Source organism: Undibacterium sp. TJN25, assembly GCF_049339885.1.
Classification (GTDB): domain Bacteria; phylum Pseudomonadota; class Gammaproteobacteria; order Burkholderiales; family Burkholderiaceae_D; genus Undibacterium.
On sequence record NZ_JBMPPM010000005.1, the window covers coordinates 427,361 to 442,580 of the forward strand.

General features: G+C 58.7%; 12 protein-coding genes. 6 read left to right on the forward strand and 6 right to left on the reverse strand.

The features are described from left to right. Positions 1 to 77 precede the first annotated feature (77 nt). Positions 78 to 1,400 (forward strand): MFS transporter, encoded by a 1,323-nt coding sequence (locus ACO0LO_RS15280; RefSeq protein WP_422965091.1) that lies wholly within the window; start codon positions 78 to 80, stop codon positions 1,398 to 1,400. Positions 1,401 to 1,422: 22 nt separating this feature from the next. Here the strand turns inward: ACO0LO_RS15280 and ACO0LO_RS15285 are convergent, their stop codons facing one another. Together ACO0LO_RS15285 and ACO0LO_RS15290 are read right to left on the reverse strand one after the other, a co-directional pair. Next, a complete protein-coding gene (locus ACO0LO_RS15285) occupies positions 1,423 to 3,261 on the reverse strand; it encodes a zinc-ribbon domain-containing protein (RefSeq protein WP_422965092.1) in 1,839 nt (612 codons plus the stop codon). A gap of 133 nt (positions 3,262 to 3,394) precedes the next feature. Then, positions 3,395 to 3,979 carry a gamma-glutamylcyclotransferase gene (locus ACO0LO_RS15290; protein WP_422965093.1) on the reverse strand — a complete coding sequence of 195 codons (585 nt, stop codon included), beginning with the start codon at positions 3,977 to 3,979 and terminating at the stop codon, positions 3,395 to 3,397. Between the two features lie 252 nt (positions 3,980 to 4,231). Here ACO0LO_RS15290 and ACO0LO_RS15295 point away from each other — a divergent pair, with 252 nt between their 5' ends. The 5 genes from ACO0LO_RS15295 to ACO0LO_RS15315 are packed head-to-tail and all read left to right on the forward strand — an operon-like array spanning position 4,232 to position 7,837. Continuing rightward, positions 4,232 to 4,654 carry a thiol-disulfide oxidoreductase DCC family protein gene (locus tag ACO0LO_RS15295; protein ID WP_422965094.1) on the forward strand — a complete coding sequence of 141 codons (423 nt, stop codon included), beginning with the start codon at positions 4,232 to 4,234 and terminating at the stop codon, positions 4,652 to 4,654. Between the two features lie 37 nt (positions 4,655 to 4,691). Next, positions 4,692 to 5,228: a cell division protein gene (locus ACO0LO_RS15300; protein ID WP_422965095.1), complete on the forward strand. Its 537-nt coding sequence runs from the start codon at positions 4,692 to 4,694 to the stop codon at positions 5,226 to 5,228. A 20-nt stretch (positions 5,229 to 5,248) separates the two neighbouring features. Then, on the forward strand, positions 5,249 to 5,920 hold the full coding sequence (locus tag ACO0LO_RS15305) for a DUF4166 domain-containing protein (protein ID WP_422965096.1): 672 nt from the start codon (positions 5,249 to 5,251) through the stop codon (positions 5,918 to 5,920). Next, positions 5,917 to 7,365 carry a TIGR01777 family oxidoreductase gene (locus ACO0LO_RS15310; RefSeq protein ID WP_422965097.1) on the forward strand — a complete coding sequence of 483 codons (1,449 nt, stop codon included), beginning with the start codon at positions 5,917 to 5,919 and terminating at the stop codon, positions 7,363 to 7,365. Before ACO0LO_RS15305 ends, ACO0LO_RS15310 begins: the two co-directional genes overlap by 4 nt. Before the next feature lie 13 nt (positions 7,366 to 7,378). After that, positions 7,379 to 7,837, forward strand: a complete 459-nt coding sequence (locus ACO0LO_RS15315) for an SRPBCC family protein (protein ID WP_422965098.1) — start codon at positions 7,379 to 7,381, stop codon at positions 7,835 to 7,837. Positions 7,838 to 7,884: 47 nt separating this feature from the next. On the opposite strand, the gene ACO0LO_RS15320 is transcribed toward ACO0LO_RS15315, so the two are convergent. From ACO0LO_RS15320 to ACO0LO_RS15335, 4 genes are all read right to left on the reverse strand, one after another. Further along, positions 7,885 to 9,087 (reverse strand): PA0069 family radical SAM protein, encoded by a 1,203-nt coding sequence (locus ACO0LO_RS15320; RefSeq protein ID WP_422965099.1) that lies wholly within the window; start codon positions 9,085 to 9,087, stop codon positions 7,885 to 7,887. Between the two features lie 151 nt (positions 9,088 to 9,238). Next, positions 9,239 to 9,658 (reverse strand): DUF1801 domain-containing protein, encoded by a 420-nt coding sequence (locus ACO0LO_RS15325; protein WP_422965100.1) that lies wholly within the window; start codon positions 9,656 to 9,658, stop codon positions 9,239 to 9,241. Positions 9,659 to 9,701: 43 nt separating this feature from the next. Next, positions 9,702 to 12,608: a peroxidase family protein gene (locus ACO0LO_RS15330; protein ID WP_422965101.1), complete on the reverse strand. Its 2,907-nt coding sequence runs from the start codon at positions 12,606 to 12,608 to the stop codon at positions 9,702 to 9,704. 180 nt (positions 12,609 to 12,788) lie between these two features. Then, positions 12,789 to 15,089, reverse strand: coding sequence for an ATP-binding protein (locus ACO0LO_RS15335; protein ID WP_422965102.1), 2,301 nt, complete (start codon positions 15,087 to 15,089; stop codon positions 12,789 to 12,791). Between the last annotated feature and the right edge of the window lie 131 nt (positions 15,090 to 15,220).

Sequence of the window (15,220 nt, forward strand, 5' to 3'; positions counted from 1 at the left end):
TAAATCTAAAAACGGCGCACTTCCAGCAGTTTTGCGCCTTTTCGTTTCCATTGAGTCACTTAATTAAAAGGTTACACATGCATCCAAGCCAGCAACGCCGGGAACGGGACCTCCGGTCTGCCGAACTGTCTTCTCGGAAGCCTGCTGCCGGCGCCGACACGGTTGTCCGGGTCGTGCCGCTTGCCTCTGCGGTTCCGGCACAGGAAATATCTGGTTCGCAGCAATTCCTGTATGCGGCAATGATAGGCGTGCTGATCATCAACCTGTTTGCGCCGCAAACCCTGCTGGAGCAGATAGGGACGGCGCTGGGCCTTGCCCAGGACCGGCGCGGCCTGATCGCCATGCTGCCGCAGCTGGGTTATGCCGCCGGCCTGATCCTGCTGGTGCCGCTGACAGACCTGACTGAAAACCGCGCATTGATCACCCGCATCATTGCCTGCTGTGCGCTGGCGTTGGCAGGCGCTGCGTTTGCGCCGACGACCTGGCTGTTCCTGCTGGCGATATTCATCGCCGGCGCTACCACCTGTGCGATCCAGATGCTGGTGCCGCTGGTGGCCTCAATGGTCGGCGAAGCGCATCGCGGCAAGGTCATCGGCAATGTAATGAGCGGCCTGATGGTCGGCCTGCTGCTGTCGCGCCCGCTGTCCAACCTGCTGGTGGATGTCGGCGGCTGGCGTCTGCTATACGGCATGATGGCCGTGTCGGTGGCGCTGGTGGCGGTGTCGCTGCGCCTGATCGTATCGGTACGGCATCCTGCCGGTGGCCTCAGCTACCTGCAACTGATAGGCTCGCTGTGGGGCTTGCTGAAGAGCCAGCCGGTGCTGCGGTTGCGTGCGCTGACGGCGGCGCTGGGCATGGCTTCTTTCACTGCCTTCTGGACCGCGATTGCGCTGCTGCTGTCGCAGCAGCCGTTTGCAATGAGCTCGCGCCAGATTGCGCTGTTTGCGCTGGTTGGCGCTTCCGGCGCCATCGTGGCCCCCGTTGCAGGCCGTGTCGGCGACCGGGGCTGGACGCGGCCGGCCACCATCATCGCCCACCTGTGCGTGATCGCCGGCTTGATCGTGGCAGGCGTTGCCGGGGCCGGCTGGGGGGGATTTGATGCCGCCGCCCATCCGTGGCTGGCGCTGGTCTTGCTGGCAGGCGTGGCGGCACTGGTGGACGCGGGAGTGACGGCGGACCAGACCCTGGGCCGGCGCTCGGTCAACATGCTGCCGCCGGAGCAAAGGGGCAGGCTGAACGGATTGTTTGTCAGTATTTTCTTCGTGGGCAGCGCCCTCGGCGCCTTTGTCGCGACGATGGCCTGGGCCGCCGGCGGCTGGGCCGCGGTATGCCTGGCCGGTATCGCCTTCATGGCCGTCGCGCTGCTCGTGTATTGCCTGTCGTCGTCTATAAAGGCCTAGGATTCAATGCCGAGGTATCGCGTCAGGCAGCCATCTGCTTGCCGCAGTTGGCGCAAAATTTAGCGCCGTCGCCGGCTTCGGCGCCGCAATTGGAACAAAACCTGGCTTTCGGCGTATAAGCATTGCCTGAGGCGGGCACGTCGGCGATGGACGCTGGATGTGCAGCGGGAGCGCTGGCAGAAAGGATGGCTGCTGCCAGCCTTTCTCCGCCATCCACTGCCTGCTGTCCGCCCATCAACTGGTTCATGGCGCCTACTTTTTGCGCACGGTCCAGATCCTGCGTGGAAGTAGGGGCAACGACCATGGAGCGGGTTTCGCCAAAGCCTTTCAGCGCCCCTGCCAATTCATCGGCCACGTGCTGCAGGCCGCGCATGCCGATCAGCTGCCGCGCATCGTCCTTGCCGAAAATTACCGTATCGATTTCCGACACCCACACCCGCATCGTCATGCTCTCGATATTGATGACGTTCTTCGTCGTTTGCACATTGCTGGATAGCTGGTTACCCAGATGGACATTGGCCGATTCATAGCTGCCGCCGATATCGACCCAGATCAGTTCGGACACGAAATCAAACCGCCCCCACAGCGCATGCGAAGCGCCGTAGCAGAACATGCCGACTGCAATCTGGCTTAGTGCAAAGGCAATCGCCGTGACGACAGGTTCGCCGCCCAGGATGTTGCGGCACGCAAGGATGGCCGCAAAGGCGCCGACGATCAGGTAGACCGTTGCCAGCCCGGTCAGGCAGGTCAGCCAGAAAAACTGCGGCGTCGACAGCGCATGGCCTATGCCGGAGGCGATGCGGTTCGGCTGCGGGCGCGGCTGCGTTTCTTCCAGCATCTCCGCTGAAAATTTCCCTTGCTGGCCGACTACCATCGGTGATTTATGCGTATAGCGCCGGTTGGGTATCAGGCTGAACCAGCGCGTCATCAGCAGCCGGTCCAGCTCTTCCATCAGTTTGTTCGGATGCGCGTTCATTGTCATTGTTTCCGTCACGCGCGCCGAGCCCACGGCCTGCGGCGCAGGCTGCAGCTGGTTCTTCAGCGCCAGCCCAAAGACCGCGCAGCCGGCCAGTGCGCATACCAGCGCCACGCACAGCACGCCGTTGATGGACAAGCCGCCCAGGTCCGGCAAATGCGAGCCCGCCATGCCCAGCAGCACGGGGCCCAGCACCGCAAGGATGATCAGCACGATCAGGCTGCCTATGCCTACCTGGGCTGCTTCCGTGACCGCGCCGGTCCGGCCGGCGGCGCCGGATTTCTGCGTCATCGGGCGCATGATCTGGAAGAAGGCAAACGCGCTGTAGACCAGCCCTATCCAGCCATTGGCGCTGTCCTGGCCCAGCAGCAGCCAGCAGATGAGAAAGCTGATGAAAGTCGCCGCCAGCGACAGGAAATTGTAGAACTGGGTTTGCGCGGTGCGCTGAATGACGCCGGGCGCAAAGATCAGGTTGGGCAGCCAGCTATACAGCAGGCCGTTCAGCGGTCCCTTGGGTTCGGGGTAGGTCAGGGCGTTCTGGCGCAGGGTTTCCTTATAGGCATCCGCCGGCGCGGAGTTGCCGTCCTTGTCCTGCGGTAGTACCGGCGCCAGGTTGGCAGGGCGGTTGCGGCCGAAAAAATAGCGCAGCCGCGTAAAAGCGCGCGCCAGCAGGCCTATGCCCAGTAGGAGCAGCAGCACCGATATGCCAAGCACCGCCACGGCGCGGCCATCCATGCCGTGGCTCAGGCGTTCGCGCACCATTACCAGCGTCAGTCCACCGGCCAGCAACATGACTGCGCCGGAAGCGATGATCGCTGTATTCTCGACCTTGTACGGATTGGGAAATTCGAAAACCTGGCTTTCAGGATTAAATTCGTAGCTCATGCGGAAGGCCTTGGCGAGGTGGCGTCAATAGTGTTGACGGCGTCGACGCGATGTCAACGCGTGGTCAGCGATAGCGGACGAGGATAGCTCCGCATGCCGCTATTGTCAAACCACTACGACCTGCCTGCCAGCGTTAGCGCGCAGCGCTGGCCTTTACGCCCATCTGCTGAAGGTGCCGTTCGATTTCAAACACATGCGCATCCTGCTTGCCCATCGCGCGCAGTGCCGCGGCCAGGTCCAGCAGGTAATCGCTGTTGCGGCCGCTGGGGCCGGTGGATGTGGCAATCTGGCGCGCAATATCCAGCTCCGGCGCGGCGCCGAGGAAAGCGGCGTTTTCTTCGGTGGCGATATAGACGAGGCCTTCCACGCTGCTGCCGTCTTCAAAAAAGATGTCCGTACTCAGGCGCAGGTAGCCGTTCTTTTCACGGTAGTCCAGGTGTTCAAATTCTTCCGGCGTCACCAGATAGGCCATGCCTTCGCAGATAGCGCCGGGCTGAGGCACCAGCGTCGCCACCCGGCCTGGCGCGGCAGCGGTGCCGCGATGGTCGTGCGAACCCTGCCAGAAGCGGCGGGTCCAGCCTTTTATCAAAGCAGGGCGGCGCTCGATGAAAGGGAAATCGGCCTTGAAGATCAGGGAGCCGTAGCCAAACAGCCATACGCTGTGATGGCCGTCAAATTTGTCCATCAGCTTGTTGATGGCGGTAGTGTCAAACGACATGGGGCAGGTCTTTGCTGTTTACTTGGAATTCATTGCTGGGGTGTAATCGGGCCGGTTCTGGCTAGCTTGCACAGCCTAAATGTTACCGGCTTACCGCTTTGCTCGCTGAGAGTTCTTATTGGTTTGCACAACAATAAATTTGACTTTTATGTCAGAATAAACTTTAATTTCTGTAATAACAGAAATAAATGAATTAAATGGTGTTTGTGGCAAGCAAGAATTTGCTAACTTTCAGAAGTAAAGGACAAAAAAATGAATGCCCCGTTATTGAGCTTGTATTTCGATGGAAACTGCCCTTTCTGTGCTGCCGAAATGAAAAGGCTGCGCCACTGGGATACCCATGCGCGGCTGGATTTCATTGATATTGCCGATCCGGCCTTCGATGCATCGGAGCAGGGCCTGGATTTGCATGCAATGAATCTTCAATTACATGGCCGCCTGGCCAATGGCGACATCCTGGTGGGACTGGATACCATGCTGGCAGCTTATACGATGGCCGGAAAGTCATGGGTAGTACTGCCGTTGCGGATCAAGGCTTTGCGCCCTTTGCTGTCCATGCTGTATCGGCAATTCGCGCTTAAGCGTTATGCATTTTCACGCCTGATGGGTTACAAGCAGGTGCCTGATTGTGCAGAAGGCGTATGCCGTAGCCGCCACCCCTTCCTCGGCGACTGACAAGGATTGAGTAGCAATCAAAACAAGGAACATAATAATGAATGCCTCAGCAGATACTGAAACAAAGTTCGAAGAAAAGTTAAAAACAAAGCTGGAGAAAAAGTTAGAAGCAGCGCGGCCCTGGCTGGTGCGCTGGATGTATGCAGTCGTTGCAGTGCATTTGTTGGTGGGGCTGCTATTGCCATGGATAGCGGGTCTGTCCGTGTTTGACGCGTATCACCATACTATCGCGCGTGCGTTCTGGGGCGATGCCGCCGCTACTGCAGATAATATGTCCGCGACGGCGCATGCGCAGCAGGTCTGGTGGATCAGCCTGTTTGGCCCTACCGTGCAGGGCATGTCTCTGTGGATGGGGGCGTTGACGTATATCGGTGACCGCCAGCGCAGCAGCTTTGCCTGGGCCTGGCTGATTGCCGGCGTCGTGTTATGGGCCCCGCAGGACATGCTGATTTCGCTGCGCGCCGATATCTGGATCCATGTCTGGATAGATTGCTTCGCTGTTGCGACGATGCTGCCGCCTCTCGTAGGCCTGTATCTGAGTGATCGCAAGCCGAAAGCATTTGCCTCTTTCTAATAATTCTTATCTTCTACTCCATGAATACGCACACCGTATCTGCAAACCACTCTTCGGAGGGAGAACTGTTCAGGAAAATTCTGGGAAAGGAATGGCTGAAGCTGCATCCTGATATCCAGTCGCGATTTGCCAAAAATCCTGAACCGGGCAAACCCTTATATTACCGGGGGCGGCTCAGCGAACTGGCATGTTCCCCAATAGGAAAGCTGTTCGGTTTCATTAGCAGGCCTTTTATCCACGGAGCCTTGATTCCTTTTAACGACAGAGATTTTCCGGTGGATATCCAGGTGTATAGCAAACCTGCATGCGATGCCATCTTCAAGCAAAGGATATACCGCCTGAATCACCGCGAGCCCATCCAGTTCACTTCTTACATGCGTGAAAGCGAAAAAGGCGAAGTGCTGGAATACGTGGGCATGGGCCTGGGAATGAAACTCGTATTGCATGTGCATGAGGGAAATCTCTACTTCACCAGTGATGGATATTTCTGGGACCTGCTGGGTTTCCGGCTGCCTTTGCCGGCCATCCTGACACCTGGGAAAACCTTCCTGTGCCATCGCAATGACAGTCCTACCGATTTCAATATACGCATAGAAATAAGGCATGTGCTGTTCGGCACTACATTTACGCAGGCCGGCGCTTTCCATGAAGCTGCAGAAGAAGCCGGGATGGCCGAAGGGAGCCCTTCATGAACACCCATTTATTGGCTTTGCAACTGATGGCGGCACAAGGCATGCTCGGGGCTTTCGATACGCTGTACCATCATGAGCTGACCGAAGCGCTGGCCCAGCGCAGCAGCGCGCGGACGGAGTTGGCTATTCATGCCTTGCGCGCGGTGATCTACAGCGCCTTGTTCATCGGTTTGTCTGCCTGGACATGGCAGGGGGCCTGGGCCCTGGTCTTACTTGCAGTATTCGGCGTAGAGATTATCCTGACCTTATGGGACTTTGTGGTGGAGGACAGCACCCGCCTGCTGCCGGCAAGCGAAAGGATAACGCATACGGTGCTGGCCATGAATGGCGGCGCGTTTGTGATGCTGTTGGCATTAAACACGCCTGAGTGGCTGGCGCAGCCTACGGCCTTTGTCTGGCAGCCGCATGGCTTGCTTAGCATTTTTCTGGCCGCATGCGGCATCGGTGTAGGTTTGTCCGGCGTGCGGGATGCCTTCGCCGCGATACAATTGGGAGTCACTGCAATGAAAGAAGAAAGCCTTCCGCTTATCCGTTTCGGCGATAAAGCTGAAAACATCCTGGTGACTGGCGCCACCGGATTTATTGGGCAGCGCCTGGTACGCGCACTGCTCGCAGACGACCATCGGGTCACCGTACTTAGCCGCGATCCACGCAGGGCAGCGTGGTTGTTTGATGGAAAGGTCCGGTGCATTGACAGCATGCAGAAGCTGGCATCGGACTATCCGGTGGATGTCATCATCAATCTGGCGGGAGCCCGCATACTTGGCTGGCGCTGGACCGCCGCGCGCAAGGCGGTATTGCGCGGTAGCCGCATTGATGTGACCCACAGTCTGGTTGAATGGATCGCCAAGGCCGAGCACAAGCCGAGACTGCTGCTTTCAGCCTCCGCGATCGGCTACTACGGCATACAGCGGCAAGGAGATGAACGGGAATTGACGGAAGATGATCTTCCACAGAACATTTTCATGTCTCAGTTGTGCCGCGACTGGGAACTGGCCGCGCAGGCTGCGGCAACCCATGGAGTGCGCGTGATACGCATGCGTTTCGGTGTGGTCTTTGGACAGCAGGGCGCGCTGCCCATGATGCTGCTGCCCGTCCGACTGGGCATTGGCGGCCCATTGGGAAGCGGCAAACAATGGCTGTCCTGGATACATGTTGATGACCTGCTGCGCGGCATGGCGCATCTGTGGCACGCGCAGGAAGATGGCGTGTATAACTTCACGGCACCGGAGTGCGTCACGCAAAAGCGGTTTAGCGAACTGGCAGCAAGTGTCATCCACAGGCCAAGCTTTTTCCCTACACCGGGTTTCCCTATGCGGCTGGGTCTGGGAGAGCAGGCTGACTTGCTGCTGGAAGGGCAGCGCGTCATGCCGGCACGGCTCCAGGCTAGCGGGTTTGAATTTTCCTATCCGGAGCTGCGTAGCGCCTTGCTGCAGATACTATGAATTGCGAAAAAAGATGATTGTCGAATATAGCGTGGAAATTGATGCCAGTATTGAAGACGTATATCGCATTTCCCAGGATTATTCCGTGCGCTATTTATGGGACCCTTTCCCTGAGAAGATAGAAATGCTGCATGGCGAGCAGGAGATACGGCCGGGTACTGAAGTGCGTGTGCTGGCCAAATCTGGCATACAGATGGAAGTGCGGTTCGTGCAATGCAGGCCACCTGAAGTGGCTGCAGTGACGATGACTAAGGGGCCTTTTTTTCTAAGCCATTTTGCTGGGAGCTGGACATTTCGCGCTAGAGCAGATGTGGGTACCTTAGCTCGGTTCAAGTATTCACTAAAAATGAAACGCTGGGCTTTGCCATGGCTGAGTGAAAAGATTGCCAGCTTTTATTTCAGGAGAAAAATCATCGAGCGGATGAGCGGGCTCAAACATTACTGCGAGCAGGAAAATACCCTCGCTGTATAAATCTTTTGGGAGCACCGGATAAATGCGGCAGAGTATGTTGTTGTGCTTCACATCCCATCATCAAAGAAATCGAATTGCCCGCCCTTGCTTTTGCTCCTGGTGTTTTCCGCTGCCGGCACGATCAGCGGACGCCGGAAGCGGGAGCCGTCCAGTGTGCCAAAACTGCCTGAACGCCTGGTAATGCCGAGCCGCTCTATGCATTTATCAAAGCGCTGCTTGATCAGGTCGGTCCAGATGCCTTCGCCGCGCATGCGCTTGCCGAAATCGGCTTCATAATCCTTGCCGTTGCGCATGTCGCGGATGCGGTTCATCACCCTTTGCGCGCGGTCCGGGAAGTGTGCTTCCAGCCATTGCTGGAACAGCGGGCTGACCTCCCACGGCAGGCGTAGCACGATATAGCTGGCGTTGATGGCGCCGGCGTCCGCCACGGCAGCCAGTATGCGCTCCAGGTCCGGCTCGGTCACGAAAGGGATGACCGGCGCAATGCTGACGCCGACCGGGATGCCGGCCTCGGTCAGCCGCCGTATCGTTTCCAGCCGGCGCAGCGGTGTCGTGGCGCGGGGCTCCAACGTGCGTGCAATAGCTGGGTCCAGCGTGGTGATGGTCACCGCGACGATGGCTTGCTGTTTTGCCGCCATCGGCGCCAGCAGGTCAATATCGCGCTCCACCAGCGAAGATTTGGTGATGACGGCGACCGGGTGTTCGCATTCCTGCAATACCTGCAGCACGCGCCGTGTCAGTTTCAGTTCGCGTTCGCAAGGCTGGTAGGCATCGGTATTGACGCCCAGCGCGATGCCGCTAGGGACATACGATGCCTTGGCCAGTTCCCGCCGCAGCAGTTCCGGCGCGTTGACCTTTGCGTAGATCTTGCTTTCAAAATCCAGGCCGGGCGACAGGCCCAGATAGCTGTGCGTGGGCCGCGCAAAGCAGTAGATGCAGCCATGCTCACAGCCGCGATACGGGTTCAGCGATATGCTGAAGGGAATGTCCGGAGACTGGTTGCGCGTGAGGATGGTTTTGGCGGTTTCTTCCAGCACCTGGGTTTTCCAAGGGCGGGGTGCATCGGTTTCAGCGCTGTCGCTACTGTCATCGATGACCTCGCGGTCAGACCAGTCGTCATAGAATTTTTCCCGCGCATGGACTTCATAGCGGCCCTGCATATTGCTGACCGCGCCGCGCCCCTTTTGCGCCCTGAGCATGGGCACTAGCGGTTGCGGTTCGATGTCTTCGGGGAGAGGGTGCTTGGGCATTATGAACCTAGAATACTGTATGTATGTACAGTATTCTAGGTTTGTTTGAATTGGATATCAAGCCCGGCAAAGGGGTTTACTTCGATTGCTACATTGGCAATATCTTTGTCGATGTTCCTTCAGCGCCCGAGCCCGACAAGGGGCAGAACTCTCAGGCCTTCGTCTTCTTCGACGATTTTGACTTTGCCGAGACATTCAGGGCGATCGCTTCCAGGATCAGCGCCCTGAAGGCGGAGGCATCGATTTCCTCGCCTTCGTGAATGTCGATCGCGCGGCGTACATTGCCATCGAGACTGGAGTTGAACAGGTGGGCCGGATCTTGCAGCGACGCGCCCTTGGCGAAGGTAAGCTTGACGACTTTCTTGTAGGACTCGCCGGTGCAAATGATGCCGTCATGCTCCCACACCGGCGTGCCCATCCACTTCCAAGTTTCGACGACATCCGGGTCTGCTTCCTGGACAAGCTTGCGCATCCTGCCCAAGGTTGCACCGCGCCAGTCTCCCAGTTCGGCGATTTTGTTTGTGATCAGTTCCGATGCAGGTTGCGTTTCGCTTGCTTCCGGTTTTTTCATGTGTTCTTCCTGGATTTTCCAGTGATATTGCCATGTAAACGATTTACTTGAACGCCTCGTCCGTTACTGCATCCGCCTGCGGTTTCCACTGCAGGGAATAGTAGCTGCCCCTGTCCCGCGCCCATGGGTCGAACACGTTGACCACGTCGTCCAGTTCCGTCGCCAGTTCGGGCGTGGTGCGCAGCAGGATGCGTTTCAGCGGCGACATCTCGACGACATGGCCGTTGGAGGGCCGCCTTTCCATGACCTTACCGTCCGGCCCGTTCTGGTTGACCCAGCTGACGCCGAACTTGCTATAAAACTCAGGACGGAAGCTGGACGTGAAGAAGCGGTCGCTGAACAGGCGGCGCGAGGCGTTCAGGATGAAGACCTGGAACTGGGTTTCCGAAATTGCAAAGCCCTGGGGCCGTGTGAACTCCGATAGCCAGCCGACTATTGTATCGACATCTTCTATATTGTCCACCATGCTGCCGTTGCGGTTGCCGAGGCAGTCGTTGATCGGCGCCTTGTCGTCGTCCAGCTGGCTGGTGGTGATGATCTTGGCGGCATCGCAGCGGTGCTGGCCGTACACTTCCCTCAGCAGGCCGACCAGGCGCTCCTGTTCCTTGCGTTCGGGCGAATTGGCGGGCAGGCGCTGGTCGACAAAGTCTTCATAACTGGTCAGCTGTTTGAGACCGTACTGGCGGCGGAATTCGTTAAAGCGCGGCACGCCGCGCTCGCGGTCGCGCAGGATGTCCAGCGCAGCAATGTCGATCTTCTGCGTCGCAGTCTGCAGGCGCGGCAGCGTGATGTTCTGCATGAACTGCGGCGTATTCTGCAATGTCAGCAAACCCAGGCGCTGGCGGCCCATGGACAGCGCCCAGTTGGCCAGGCCGCGTTCATCCATGGCGGCCGTGGCCTTGCCGCGGAAGGTTTCTATTACCGGGATCTTGTTGCGGATCACGTTGGGGTCTTTATCCCATTCACGGTATTCGATCAGGTCGGGCACCAGCGCGTGCAGGCGATAGACGGAGACGAATTCTTCCGGGAAGTTAAAGGGCGAGCCGAAGTGGTTGACGCCGCCGTTGACATGCTGCGGGTTCTTCAGGTCCCAGATGTCGGTCTTGGCGGGATCGTATAGCGCAAAGACTGCGTCGTCGGAATATACGATGCTGCCCAGGCCGAAGATGCCGGGCCCGGAAGCAAAGGCCGAGTACCATTGCGTGGCCTTCTTGGCCTCGGTGGATTTGCCGAAATTGTTGACAACGATTTTTTCCAGCGCGGCGGCAACAATGTCATGCCCTTGCAGCAGGCCGTGCCAGTTGGAATTCATCGCCAGGTACAGCGGCTCGTCGTACAGCAGTTGCGGCGTCCATTCGGTGGTATGGATCTTGGCAATCTCGGCCGAAACCACCAGCCTGCCGATTTCAAACAGTTCATCTGCCGTCACGTCGCGGTAGCGGATGATGCGGTCCGGCTGGGCCGGGCTGCGCAGGCCGGAATCGGCATCCGGCGTGTTGGCGGCCTGCCTGCGGAAGCCATCGACGAAGGCATTATGTTCGCGCGTAAACAGGTTGTGGTAAAAGCTGATGCCTATGCTCCAGTTGTCTGGGAAAGCGGCTGCTTCCTGCCCAGACCATTGGGGGTTGATCGGGTCGCCCGGCTGGAACACAGGCAGATAGCCCAGTTTCTCGCCATCGCCGGCGCGGCTGCCTACCGGCCGTAGCAGGAAGCGGGCGCGGTCCGCCGGATCGCGCTTGACGCGCTGGCGCGATACTGCGTCGTAACCGTATAGCTGCGATGCATCCCACCAGGCGGTTACTTTATTGCTGGTGGTTTTGTAGGCGCGGCTAAGGTATTCCTTACCACCGGCCTGGAAGGTGGCCGGGTCGCTGTCCTGCGCGATATAGCCCTTGTCTATCCTGTCGTCGGGACGGCAGCCGAGTTTGGCGATTTCATCCGGCGTCAGCGGCACGTCGGTGACGCCGTTGCGGTCCGTTACTCGTTTCGTGCTGCAGCCCACCGGTATCATTGCCGCGTCGTTGTGGCCTTCTTCCAGGTGCGAGAACCAGTCATGCGTCATGAACTGTATCCAGTATGCCGCGAGCACATTGAAGAAAGGGGCTTTTTTATAATCGCAGTTGGCCTCGGCCGAGTAGCCGGGCAAGCCGAAGCCTTCATTGCATTTGGCCGGGTCGCTCTGTTCACGTGTCAGCAGCTTGCGGCTGATCAGCTGCGGGTCCGGTGTCATCAGCGTCAGCCTGTCGTTATGGCGATTGCGCGCGGTGTCGTTCTTGCCCAAGTCGGGAAAGGTGGCGTCAAACTGCACGTTGCGCGCGAATGGCTGGCCGGTGGAACCCATGACGGGGTTGAACAGGTCGTTGCAGCTGCCGTCCAGATTGCGGAAGCGGATCTGTTCTCCATTGCATATCTGTTCGCCGGCGCCGCCTGCCTGCGCATAGTAGGGATGGCCGGGCGGCAGCCGCATCGCCGGCCAGCGCTTGATCGCCTGGCCGTCCACGCCGTCGAGCCCTCGCACATAATCGGCAAAAGTGCCGCTGTTGTCGAACAGATTCAGCTTGACCAGCTCCATGCGCTGGTATTCCAGATCCAGCAGCGCGCCATCTATGCCTCGGCCGTTGCGCGACAGGTGGGGACCGACTGCGGTGGTGCCGGGCGACAGTGTGCTGCCGTCGCCCGTGGCCCAGTAGTTGGACCAATCGGTGTAAGGGGTCTTGCGGAAAATGAGCGCATGCTCGCCGCCACGGCATTCGGCAGTGGCTTCCTGCACCTTGCCGAGGAAGCGCTCGGTGCGGTCGGAGGCGATGGGCCGAAAGCCGTCTGCTGCCATCTGCGTGCAGGAGATGGAATCCTTGGCGGCATCGCCTATGCCGTGCGACGTCACACAGCCGGCGATGGAAAGGACGGTAAACAGGCAGATCAGGCCAATCAGGCCGGCGAGTGTTCGCATGCTATTTCTCCTTGAAAACAATCAGGGACGAAGCAACAACGGTAGCTACAGTAAAAGAAGGGAGGGGGCCGCCGGCCTCATGGGAGCGGCGTGTTGTACCAGCGGCGCCTCAACAGGCAGGGCGCCGGGAAGAGGTGTTTTAACAGTATATATAAACCGATAAAATTAGCAAAAATATATTTATTGGTGTTGCGGAAGTGCTTCAGCCGTTTGTATTTGCTCCAGCGGCAGCTCAAAGAAGAATTGCGAACCCAGGCCGGCGGTAGAGCGGAAGCCGATGGTGCCGTGCATGTGTTCGATGATGGTCTTGCAGATGTTCAGGCCCAGGCCGGTGCCGCCTTTTTTCTTGGTGTTGGAGCTGTCTACCTGTGTGAACTTCTGGAAGATCTTGTCGTGGAAATCCGCCGGGATGCCACTGCCGTAATCTGCCACCGTCACCTTGACGGTGCTGCCCTTGTTTTCCACCAGCACCTCCACTTCGCCGCCGGTTTCCGAAAACTTGATGGCGTTAGACAGCAGATTGGCCAGCACCTGCGCGAAGCGGTCGCGGTCCACCTTCACGCTCAGGTCTTCGCCGGCATCGCGGAAGTTCACATGCACGCCATACTGGCCGGCAAAGCCTTCGCCGGCGGAAATGGCGTCTGTGATCAAGCCATTCAGCGGGCTGGACTTGAGGTCGAACTCCATGTTGCCCGACTCTATTTTTTCTATATCCAGGATATCGTTGATCAGCCGCACCAGCCTGTCCGCATTGCGTAGCGCTACCGTCAGCAACTCCCTGGCCTTGGGAGCCACTTCGCCGGCCACGCCGCCGACGATCAGCTTTAGCGCGCCGTTGATGGATGTCAGCGGCGTGCGCAGTTCATGGCTGACGGTGGACACGAACTCGTTCTTCATCGCTTCCACCCGCTTGCGGTCGGTGATGTCGAAGGTCATCGCATAAAAACCTTCTACTGCGCCCTTGCTGTCCTTGGCAGGGATGTAGTTGAACTGGTAGTTGCGCTGGTTACCGGCGATGCCTTCCATCTCGAATGACACCGTTTCTCCGCGCAGCGCCGCCTCTATATGCGGCAGCAATGCTGCGTAGATCTTGTCGCCGCTGATTTCCTTCAGCGTCATGCCCAGCATGCGGTCCGGCGCCACGCCGAACACGCTGGTGGCGTGCGCATTGACAAAGACGTAGCGCTGCCCGGCGTCGATATAGGTAATGATGGAGGGAAGGTTGTCCGTGATGGCCTGCAGCCTGAGCTGCGTGCCTTGCTGCTGCTTCAGCGCCGTTTCGAGTTCCCTGGCCTTGTCTTCGATTTCGCGGGTGCGCTCGGCAACAGTGGACTCCAGGTTTTCATTCATCTTGCGCAAGGCCTGCACATGCTGCTCTTCATTGGCCACCATTTGCGCCAGCGCCATCGACAGCACATGCGCTTCATGGAAGGTATTGACGACAGGAATTTGCTGGCCGGTCTGGCCATTGCCGCGTTTTTCTATCGCAGCGCTAAGCTGGTTCAGCGGCTCCGCCAGCCGGCGCGCCAGCAGTGCGGCAATGCCGGCCAGCAGCAAACCCAGTCCGCCGCCCAGCAGCAGGATGTTCTGGCGCAGCTGGCGCGATGCGGCCAGCGCCACTGCCTCCGGCTGGCGCACCAGGATGCTCCATTTCAGGCCGGGGCGGTCCTTGGCACGGCCGGTCTGGGAATAGCCTGTCAGGTAATTATTGCCGTCAGGCCAGCGCTCCGTCACCGCGCCGGTCTGGCCCGAGCGCGACAGCTCCATGCTGTGCGACATCACCTTTTTTTCTTCCAGCGCCTTGGGGCCGAGGATGACGGTGTTGTCTTCGCGTACTACCATGATCTCGACTGCATACTGGCTGTCGGTCGGCGCCAGCAGGTTTTTCGCCAGGTCGCGGGCCCATCCCCAGCTCAGATGCACGCCCATGATGCCGCGCTTGGCGCCGTCAGAACGGTAGACGGGGATCGCCACGTCGACAAAACGCCAGGGGTCGGCACTGTAAGGTAATTTTTTCTCCAGCAGCAATGCCGGATGGTAGTCGCCCGCATACAGGCCCAGCTTGCCGCTCTTGAACCACGGGCGTTCGCTGACATCCTGGCCTTCCAGAAGGCCTTGCGTGGATGCGAAGACTTTGCCGTCCGGGTTGGCCAGGCCTATCCATGCGTAGGAGGGGAAGGTTTTTTGCAGGTTGTCCAGGATGCTGCCCACTTCCTTGGGATCCCTGGCATCCTTGACCTGGCTAAGCTGCGCCAGCAATTGTACGTCGCCTACCGCTTTCTGCATGACCAGGTCCAGCGAATCGCGCATCTGCCATGACAGCTGCTGCAGCCGCTGACGGGCTTCTTTTTGCGCATAATCGACCGCAAAATGGTCGACCATAAATAGCAGGGCCAGGACGATGACAATCACGGTCGAGCAGATGCTGATGGTCAGCAGTGTGGTCAGCCGCGGCAGCAAGGAGGGATTTCTGGAAGGCATAGGGTGTTGGACTTATTTAAAGGAGACGGTCCCGGCGGTGTGGCTCAAGCGCAAAGCTGCCAGCCTCTTCGGCGTCGTCGCATTACCTTAATTAGCTGAGTCAATGGAGCTAGCTGATGTTTACCATCCCA

Coding starts and splice junctions, on each gene's coding strand:
- ACO0LO_RS15280 (WP_422965091.1), top strand. CDS start 78: ATGCATCCAAGCCAGCAACGCCGGGAACGGGACCTCCGGTCTGCCGAA.
- ACO0LO_RS15285 (WP_422965092.1), bottom strand. CDS start 3,261: ATGAGCTACGAATTTAATCCTGAAAGCCAGGTTTTCGAATTTCCCAAT.
- ACO0LO_RS15290 (WP_422965093.1), bottom strand. CDS start 3,979: ATGTCGTTTGACACTACCGCCATCAACAAGCTGATGGACAAATTTGAC.
- ACO0LO_RS15295 (WP_422965094.1), top strand. CDS start 4,232: ATGAATGCCCCGTTATTGAGCTTGTATTTCGATGGAAACTGCCCTTTC.
- ACO0LO_RS15300 (WP_422965095.1), top strand. CDS start 4,692: ATGAATGCCTCAGCAGATACTGAAACAAAGTTCGAAGAAAAGTTAAAA.
- ACO0LO_RS15305 (WP_422965096.1), top strand. CDS start 5,249: ATGAATACGCACACCGTATCTGCAAACCACTCTTCGGAGGGAGAACTG.
- ACO0LO_RS15310 (WP_422965097.1), top strand. CDS start 5,917: ATGAACACCCATTTATTGGCTTTGCAACTGATGGCGGCACAAGGCATG.
- ACO0LO_RS15315 (WP_422965098.1), top strand. CDS start 7,379: ATGATTGTCGAATATAGCGTGGAAATTGATGCCAGTATTGAAGACGTA.
- ACO0LO_RS15320 (WP_422965099.1), bottom strand. CDS start 9,087: ATGCCCAAGCACCCTCTCCCCGAAGACATCGAACCGCAACCGCTAGTG.
- ACO0LO_RS15325 (WP_422965100.1), bottom strand. CDS start 9,658: ATGAAAAAACCGGAAGCAAGCGAAACGCAACCTGCATCGGAACTGATC.
- ACO0LO_RS15330 (WP_422965101.1), bottom strand. CDS start 12,608: ATGCGAACACTCGCCGGCCTGATTGGCCTGATCTGCCTGTTTACCGTC.
- ACO0LO_RS15335 (WP_422965102.1), bottom strand. CDS start 15,089: ATGCCTTCCAGAAATCCCTCCTTGCTGCCGCGGCTGACCACACTGCTG.